Raw genomic sequence first — 8,117 nt, forward strand, 5'->3', positions numbered from 1 at the left:
AGAGGCTCCTTCAATCATGTTACGACAAGGTCGGCAGTTTTGGTGGGGTTCTTGCGCGCGGGACAAGCGAATTTGACACAGAAATGTTGCACGAGCCGTGCATCGTAACCAGAGCGACCTATCTTCAAAATGCTTCCACTATTCCCGCTCTCGGTCAAAACCCTCAACTTTTGCGGGCCGCAGCTCCGTCAGCAATCAAAAGGACCGACGCGTCGGACTTGGATAAGACAGCGTGCGCCACGCTGCCGAAGTCGAGCTTTTTGCCAGCGATGCGGTCGACGCCGAGCACCACGAGATCGGCTTTGCTCGAGCGGATTTCCTGCAGGATAGCCTGCTCCGGCGCGGTGTGGGCGCGGAGCACGGTCCTGACGTCGACATCGTACCGCGCCGCGGCTGCTGTCGTATCCTTGAGGATCGCTTCCTCTCTGCCGAGCGAAATGCTGGCGCTGCTTCGCCGCGAGCCCTTGTCCCGCGTGGTCGACACATAGACCACCCTCAGCGGGTCGGGGCTCAGATGGGCCAGAGCGATGGCGACTTCGGCGCCGCGTCGCGAGACGGCGCTGCCGGAGACCGGTACGAGGATTTTGAAACCCGGCGCCGCGGGTCGTTCGAGGTGAGGACCCCTCGCAACGACGATGGCCATCGGGCTCCGAAAGCCGGCGCCGATGTCTTCGATCCTGCGATTGAATCCGCCCTTGGCATCGAGGGTCTGGTCCATGCCCACGACGAGGAGATCGAAACCCTTCTTTGCCTCGTCCTCTATGGCTTGCCCTGGTGTTTCCTTGGGTACGCGCGTCGTGATCTCGATATTGCGAGGGCTGTCCTCGTCGGCTTCGGCGATCGATTTCGCCGCGTTCTCGACGACCATTTCGAGGCTGTCTGCGTCGCCGTGCTCGTCCCGGCCCTGCGCCTTCGGATCGACGTGCAGTACGGTGATCGGCAGTCCGCGCCAGCCGGCCAGCAGCCCGGCAATATGGGACGCGAATCTGGCGTTGAGGCTCTCGTCGGCCGCGAGCAGGAGCCGCTCCAGATTGGCGACAAAGCCGCTCTGTTCGAATTCCTCCCTTTCTAGCCTTTCCTTCTCGTCCTCGTCGAGCGGAAGCCGCGCCAGCGCGGCACGCAGCATCGGCGGCATCGCCATCGTCGTCAGGATCGCCATGGTGATGATCATCGAAAACAGGTTTTGGCTGAGCACGCCCATGGACAGGCCGATCGTGGCGACGATCACCTCGGTCGACCCCCGCGCATTCATGCCGCTGGCGAGCGCGTAGGACTCCCGTCGTGTCAGGCCGCCCATCGTGCCGCCGGCGAAGGCGCCGCCGAATTTGCCGATGCTGGCGATCAGCACCAGAACCGCCGTCAGCATCAGCAGCGTGGGATCCTTGAGCACCGTCAGATCGGCGCTGAGTCCGGCGAGGCCAAAGAATACCGGCATGAACAGGCTGCTGATCAGCCCGCGCAGCCGTTCGTCGATCTGCCGCGTCAGGATCGGCGACTGTCCAACCAGCACGCCGGCGACGAAAGCGCCGAGAACCGTGTGTACGCCGATCAGATGCGTGATCATGGCCATGACGCTCATCAGCAGCAGGATCACCGTAATGACGGCGGCCGAACTGACGAGGTGGTCGTTTGCCCAGCGGATCAGGCGAAAGACCAGCCGCTGGCCTATGGTAAAGCTGATGGCAAGGAAGGCAAAGGTCCCGAGCAGCGCCTGGCCGACGGCGTACATTTCCAGCGAGCCGTGCGCGGCGAGACTGAAGATCATGGCGATGATGATCCAGCCGATCGTGTCATCGATGATGGCGCTGGCGACGATGATCTGGCCGACATTGCGCCGCATGAAGTTCATCTCGCGCACGATGACGGCCACGATCTTCACCGAGGAGATCGACAGTGCCGTGCCGAGAAACAGCGATGCGACGAGGCGCGCTTCCGGATGCGGCAGCAGGGCTTGTGGCAGCAACTCGCCGAGCGCGAAACCGCAACCGAAGGGCACGACGATCCCCGCGACCGAGATCGCTATCGCTGCCTTGCCGACCTTGCGGACCAGTCGCAGATCGGTCTCCATGCCCGTCAGCAGCAACAGCAACAAAATGCCGAACTGGGCGATGCCGTCGAGCAGGGCCTTTTGCTCAGTTGACGGCGGGAAAATCGCGTGCTGCGCCGCGGGCCATACCCAGCCGAGCAGAGAAGGGCCGAGCAGCAGGCCGCAGAGGAGTTCGCCCATCACTGAGGGCTGGCCGATGCGTTGCATCACCTCGCCAAGCCCGCGGCCGACGGCAATCAGAAGGGCGATCTGGACCAGCAGCAGGAATTCGGACGGACGGTTGGCCTGCTCGCCCGCAGCGGCGTCCGCTACAATGGTCATCAATAGGAGTGCGATTCCTGCCCACAACAGCGACTGGAGGCGGCTCCATCGCATTCGCACGTCCCCTGTGAGAAGGAACAACGGCTGCTAGAGCAGAGGGTTCCGTGGTCACATCGAGGCCCGACGGCGGGGCGACCACGAGGGTCGCCCCTACACCCTCAATGTAGGCGCGACCCTTGTGGTCGCCCCAATGTCATCGACATCCGCTCGCGCAGCGCGGCTATTGCGCGCCGCTCAGACGGCCGCCGCGGGCAGCGGTGGCTTGCCGAGAATCATGTCGGAGGCCTTTTCCGCCACCATGATCGTCGGTGCGTTGGTGTTGCAGGAGGGAACGAACGGCATCACCGAGGCGTCGACGACACGCAGCCCCTCGATCCCGCGCAGTTTGAGATCGGGGGTGACGACGGCGTTCGGACCGGCGCCCATCGCGCAGGTGCCGACGGGATGGTGGTCGGTCTTGCACGAGCGGTACGCGTAGTCGATGAGCTCCTCGTCGGAATTCAGATGATCGCCGGGCAGCCGCTCGGCGAGCACAAAGGGTTTTAGCGCCCTCTGTCGCAAAATCTCGCGCGCCAGCCGCAGTCCCTTGATTGCGCAGGCGCGATCATACGGGTCGTCCCAGTAGTTCGGATCGATCAGCGGCGCGGCGACGGGATCGGCGCTGGCGAGGCGCACCGTTCCGCGCGAGCGCGGACGCAGGAAGGCGGAATTGAGCGTGACGCCCGGATTTTTCATCTGCGCGACGCCGGCCTCGATTCCCGAGCCGAGCCCGAGATGAAACTGGATGTCGGGCGAACGCGCCGCCTTGTCGGCGTACCAGAAGCCGCCGGTCTCGAACAGCGTCGACGTGACAGGGCCGGTATTGAACAGCAGATACTGCAACCCCGCCCAGGCCGTGCGATGCGGCTGCGCGACGCGGTCATAGGTGTGGTCGCCGGTGCATTCAGAGATCGCGTAGAGATCGAGATGGTCCTGAAAATTGCCGCCGACGCCGGCAAGGTCGTGCACGACGCCAACGCCTGCGCCTTTCAACGCGTCGGCCGGTCCGATGCCGGAGAGTTGCAGCAGGCGGGGCGAGCCGATGGCGCCGCTGCTCAAGATCACCTCGCGTTCGCAGCGGATCGTCTCGGTCGCGCTGCCGCTCGTAACGGTGACGCCGACCGCGCGGCCTTTTTCGATCTCGATCCTGAGCGTCTGCGTGTTCAGGCGGACGGTCAGATTCGCGCGACCGCGGACCGGTGCGAGAAAGGCGCGCGAGGCCGACGAGCGCCGCGCGTTGCGCGTCGAGAGCTGGTAATGGCCGATGCCATCCTGCACGGCGCCGTTGAAATCGAAGTTGAAAGGAATGCCGATCTCCTGCGCCGCGCGCAGAAAGGCGTGGCTGATCGGCGGCGGGTTGATTGGATAGGAAACACCAAGGGGTCCGCCATAGCCGTGATAGGCGTTGACCAGGCGCTGATTGTCCTCGCTGCGAATGAAGTAGGGCAGCACCTGGCGATAGCTCCAGCCGTCGCAACCGGCGTCTTCAGCCCACGAATCGTAGTCTTTGCGGTTGCCGCGGGTGTAGAGCTGGGCGTTGATCGAGGAGCCGCCGCCGATCACCTTGGCCTGGGTGTACCAGATCACGCGGCCCTTGAGATGACGCTGCGGAACGGTGCTCCAGCCCCAGCTCGCGACGCCCTTGGTCATCTTGGCAAAGCCGGCCGGCATCGCAAACAGCGGATTTTTGTCGCCGCCGCCGGCCTCCAGCAGCAGCACCCTGACGTGGAGATCGGCGCTCAGACGGTTGGCAAGGACGCAACCCGCGGAGCCGCCGCCGACGATGATGTAGTCGTAAGCCGCCATCTCACGCCTCGTGAGCGCGAAGATCGGTCTTCGCGACATGGTCGGCGACACGCAGCGCCTGCGCCGCGATCGTCAGCGACGGATTGACCGCGGCCGAGGTCGGCAGGAACGACGCATCGACGACGAACAGATTCTCGTGATCATGGGCGCGGCAGAACGGATCGAGCGGCGAGGTCGCGCCGTCGCGACCGATGCGCACGGTGCCGCATTGATGCGACGGCGTGCGGCGGTCGAACGCTCTTGCCAGCACGATCGGATAGCCCGCCGCGCGCAGCCGCTCCTTGAGCGCCGCGACCAGCGCCAGATGCGTCGCCCAGTTCGAGCGCTTCCAGTCGAGCCGGACTCTTGGCCCATCGACGGTCACCCGGCTGTCGGGGTTCGGCAGGTCCTCGCTCATGGCGTACCAGTCGACGGCATGGCGGCTCATGAAGCCGAGCGCCCATTCGGGTGCAAGCCGCATGCTGGATTTCAGGATCGGCGCGGTGACGCGGCCGAGCAGCTGGATGTTGCCGAGCGGCGGCCCGCCGCGGCCGTCGTCGAGATAGAAATCGTTGATGCCGATGGTCTTCTGATAGATCGAATCGTTCACCACGCGCGGATCGATCGCCAGCACCGCCGAGGCGTTGTGATTCATGAAATGCCGGCCGACCGCATCGGAGCGGTTGGCGAGCCCGCGTTCTGACGAGCGCAGCAGCAGGGCGGCCGAGTTGACCGCGCCCGCCGCGAGCACGACGATCTTTGCGCCGATCACGCTGGGCTCGCCGCCATGCACGACCTCGACGCCGGCAATGCGCTTGCCGTCCGATCCGGTGATCAGCCGCTCGACCTGCGTGCCCGTGCGCAGCTCGACATTGTCATAAGCGAGCGCGCAGGCAATCCCGCAGGACTCCGCATCCATCTTGCCGTGGCCGATGTCCGGAAAAGCATCCCATGGCGTCTTGGCGCGCTTGAGCCAGGTGTCGATGTCGATCCCGAGCGGCAGTGAAAACGGGTTGAGGCCGACCTTTGTAAGGCGCTGCCGGACCGCTGCGATCGCCGGCTCGTCCGGAACCGGCGGAAAAGGATAGGGCGCCGAATGGTGCGGCTCGGTGCGGTCGGCGCCCAGCGCGCCGCGCACCTTGTAGAGCTGTTCGGCGCGGGTGTACCACGGCTCCAGTTCGTCGTAGGCGAACGGCCAGCCCGGCGTCGTGCCGCCCCGATGGGCAACGGGCGCAAAATCCTCGGCGCGATAACGGATCAGCACCGCGCCATAGAGTTTTGTGTTGCCACCGACATAATAGTAGTTGCCGGGATTGAACGCCTGTCCGGCACCGTCGATCCAGGATTCCTGTGGCCGGAACACGCCGCGCTGGAAAATCGCGCGCGCATCGCGGGCCGCATCGCTGTCTGTGAGGCGCTCGCCACGTTCCAGGATCAGGATTTTTGCGCCCGCGGGCGCGAGCCCCGCCGCAAAGGTCGCGCCGCCCATGCCCGATCCGATGACGAGGACGTCGACTGTCTCCTGTTGTGACAAACGCATCTCCTCAGGCCGATCGGTCAGATGCGCGCGGTCGTCTGCGGGTCGAACAGCACCGCCTTGTCGAGGTTGAAGGCGAAGGTGTGGTTCTGTCCGCGCCGGAGATCGGCGTCGGCGCGCATCCGCGCGGTCAGCTCCTTGCCGGCGGCGTGGATGACGACAAAGGTGTCCGAGCCGGCGGGCTCGACGATCTCGACGGTCGCATCGAACTTGACCACCGACCTTGCATTGCGGTCGATGCTCTCGCTGTCGTTCACGGCCTCGGGGCGAATGCCGAAAATCACCCTGGCGCCGTCCTGCAGCTTGCCCGCATCGGCGCTGGCGGGGATCGGCAGCACGATGGGCTCGCCCTCCTTGCGTGCGATCACGACTCGCGGCGCGCCGTTGGCAGCCGTGACCGTGCCTTCGAGCAGGTTCATCGCCGGTGAGCCCATGAAATCCGCGACGAACGTGTTGGCCGGCCGATCATAGATCTCGCTGGGGCTGCCGACCTGCTGCAACTCGCCGTTCTTGAGCACCGCGATCTTGGTCGCGAGCGTCATCGCCTCGATCTGGTCGTGGGTGACATAGACGATCGTCGACCCGGTGGTCTGGTGCAGGCGCTTGATCTCGATCCGCATGTCGACGCGCAGTTTGGCATCGAGGTTCGACAGCGGCTCGTCGAACAGGAAAATGCTGGGCCGCCGCACCAGCGCGCGTCCCATTGCGACGCGCTGCCGCTGCCCGCCGGAGAGCTGGCTCGGCCGCCGCGACAGCAGGTGTTCGATCTGCAGGGTTTTTGCCACCGCCGCGACCGCCTTGTCGCGCTCGGCCCTCGGCACGCCGCGCATCTCCATGCCAAAGCCGATGTTTTCGGCGACCGACATGTTCGGATACAGCGCGTAGGACTGGAACACCATGGCGATGTCGCGCTTGGACGGATGCAGATGGCTCACGTCATTGCCTGCGATGCGGATCTCGCCGGAGGAGATCTGCTCGAGACCGGCGATGGTGTTCAAGAGGGTCGACTTGCCACAGCCGGACGGACCGACAAGCACGAGAAAGCCGCCTTTCTCCAGCGTGATGTCGATCCCCTTCAGGACCTCGATGGTCCCAAAACGCTTGCGGAGCGCGGCAATTTCCAGCGTGGCCATGTCCTCATCCCTTGACGGCGCCGGCCATCAGGCCGCGCACGAAATAGCGCCCGGCAACGACGTAGACCAGCAATGTCGGTGCGGCAGCGATGATCGCGGCCGCCATGTTGACGTTGTATTCGACGACGCCGGTCGAGGTGTTGACGAGGTTGTTGAGCGCGACCGTCATCGGAGCGGAATCGCCGGCCGCGAAGGTCGAGCCGAACAGAAAGTCGTTCCAGATGTTGGTGAACTGGTAGATCACGGTGACGATGAAGATCGGCGTCGAGTTCGGCAACAGGACGCGGCGGAAGATCTGGAAAAAGCTCGCGCCGTCGATCATCGCCGCCTTGACCAGCTCGTTCGGAAAGTTCTCGTAGTAATTGCGGAAGAACAAGGTGGTGAAGCCGAGGCCGTAGATCACGTGGACGATCACCAGGTTGACCGTCGCATTGCCGAGGCCGAACGACCAGCCGGTGAGGTCGTAGAGGTCGACGCCGATCCGGCCGAGCGCGCCGAGAATCACGGCCATCGGGATGATGACCGACTGGAACGGGATGAAACAGGCGAACAGCATCATGCCGAACACGAGCTTGTGGCCGGGAAAGCGCCACTTGGTCAGCACATAGCCGTTCAGCGCGCCGAGCAGGGTCGAGATCAAGACGGCGGGGATGACCATCTTCACCGAGTTGAGGAAGTAGCCATGGATGCCGCGGGTCTCGGACACGCCGATGCGCGCTTCGCCCCAGGCGTCGACCCAGGGCCTGAGCGTCAGATGTTCCGGAACCGCGAACATGTTGCCGCCGGTGACCTCGCCGAGCGGTTTCAGCGAGGTCATCACCATGACCAGGAGCGGCACGAGATAGACGAGCGCGAACAGGGTGAGCAGGCCATAAATGACGATGCGGGTCGTCAGCGAGTGGCCGTTATGACGTCGCGGCGACGCTGAGGTGACGAGATCGGCTGATGTCACCGGCTCTTCTCCCGGGTCTCGGAGTAGATGTAAGGCACCATGATCGCTGCGATGGTCATCAGCATGATCACGGCGCTGGTCGATCCCACCGCCATCTGGTTGCGCGTGAACGTGTAGGAATACATGAAGGTCGAGGGCAGCTCGGCGGCTCCGCCGGGATTCTTGCCGGTGACCGAGAGCACGAGGTCGTAGGACTTGATCGCCATGTGGGCGAGCACGATCACGGCGGAGAGGAAGATCGGCCGCAGCAGCGGAATAACGATGCGCCGGTAGGTGGCGAAGGTGCTGGCGCCGTCGATCTGC

At 64.5% G+C, this 8,117-nt stretch carries 6 protein-coding genes; all 6 read right to left on the reverse strand.

Features of this window, described 5'->3' with window-relative positions:
* Positions 1 to 163: 163 nt before the first annotated feature.
* The gene (locus tag JOZ76_RS31150) at positions 164 to 2,422 is read right to left on the reverse strand and encodes a cation:proton antiporter domain-containing protein (RefSeq protein WP_291705232.1); all 2,259 of its coding nucleotides are present in this window, start codon (positions 2,420 to 2,422) and stop codon (positions 164 to 166) included.
* Between the two features lie 180 nt (positions 2,423 to 2,602).
* Positions 2,603 to 4,213 carry a GMC family oxidoreductase gene (locus JOZ76_RS31155; RefSeq protein WP_291705233.1) on the reverse strand — a complete coding sequence of 537 codons (1,611 nt, stop codon included), beginning with the start codon at positions 4,211 to 4,213 and terminating at the stop codon, positions 2,603 to 2,605.
* A 1-nt stretch (position 4,214) separates the two neighbouring features.
* The gene (locus tag JOZ76_RS31160; RefSeq protein ID WP_291705234.1) at positions 4,215 to 5,732 is read right to left on the reverse strand and encodes a GMC oxidoreductase; all 1,518 of its coding nucleotides are present in this window, start codon (positions 5,730 to 5,732) and stop codon (positions 4,215 to 4,217) included.
* A gap of 17 nt (positions 5,733 to 5,749) precedes the next feature.
* Complete coding sequence (locus tag JOZ76_RS31165; protein WP_291705235.1) at positions 5,750 to 6,862, reverse strand: ABC transporter ATP-binding protein; 1,113 nt, start codon at positions 6,860 to 6,862, stop codon at positions 5,750 to 5,752.
* A 4-nt stretch (positions 6,863 to 6,866) separates the two neighbouring features.
* Positions 6,867 to 7,757: a carbohydrate ABC transporter permease gene (locus JOZ76_RS31170; protein WP_291705237.1), complete on the reverse strand. Its 891-nt coding sequence runs from the start codon at positions 7,755 to 7,757 to the stop codon at positions 6,867 to 6,869.
* 53 nt (positions 7,758 to 7,810) lie between these two features.
* The coding region (locus tag JOZ76_RS31175; protein WP_291705236.1) for a carbohydrate ABC transporter permease at positions 7,811 to 8,117 on the reverse strand (307 nt) is incomplete at its 5' end.

Source organism: Bradyrhizobium sp. (genome assembly GCF_019244115.1).
Classification (GTDB): Bacteria; Pseudomonadota; Alphaproteobacteria; order Rhizobiales; family Xanthobacteraceae; genus Bradyrhizobium.

Coding starts and splice junctions, on each gene's coding strand:
- JOZ76_RS31165 (WP_291705235.1), bottom strand. CDS start 6,862: ATGGCCACGCTGGAAATTGCCGCGCTCCGCAAGCGTTTTGGGACCATC.
- JOZ76_RS31150 (WP_291705232.1), bottom strand. CDS start 2,422: ATGCGATGGAGCCGCCTCCAGTCGCTGTTGTGGGCAGGAATCGCACTC.
- JOZ76_RS31160 (WP_291705234.1), bottom strand. CDS start 5,732: ATGCGTTTGTCACAACAGGAGACAGTCGACGTCCTCGTCATCGGATCG.
- JOZ76_RS31155 (WP_291705233.1), bottom strand. CDS start 4,213: ATGGCGGCTTACGACTACATCATCGTCGGCGGCGGCTCCGCGGGTTGC.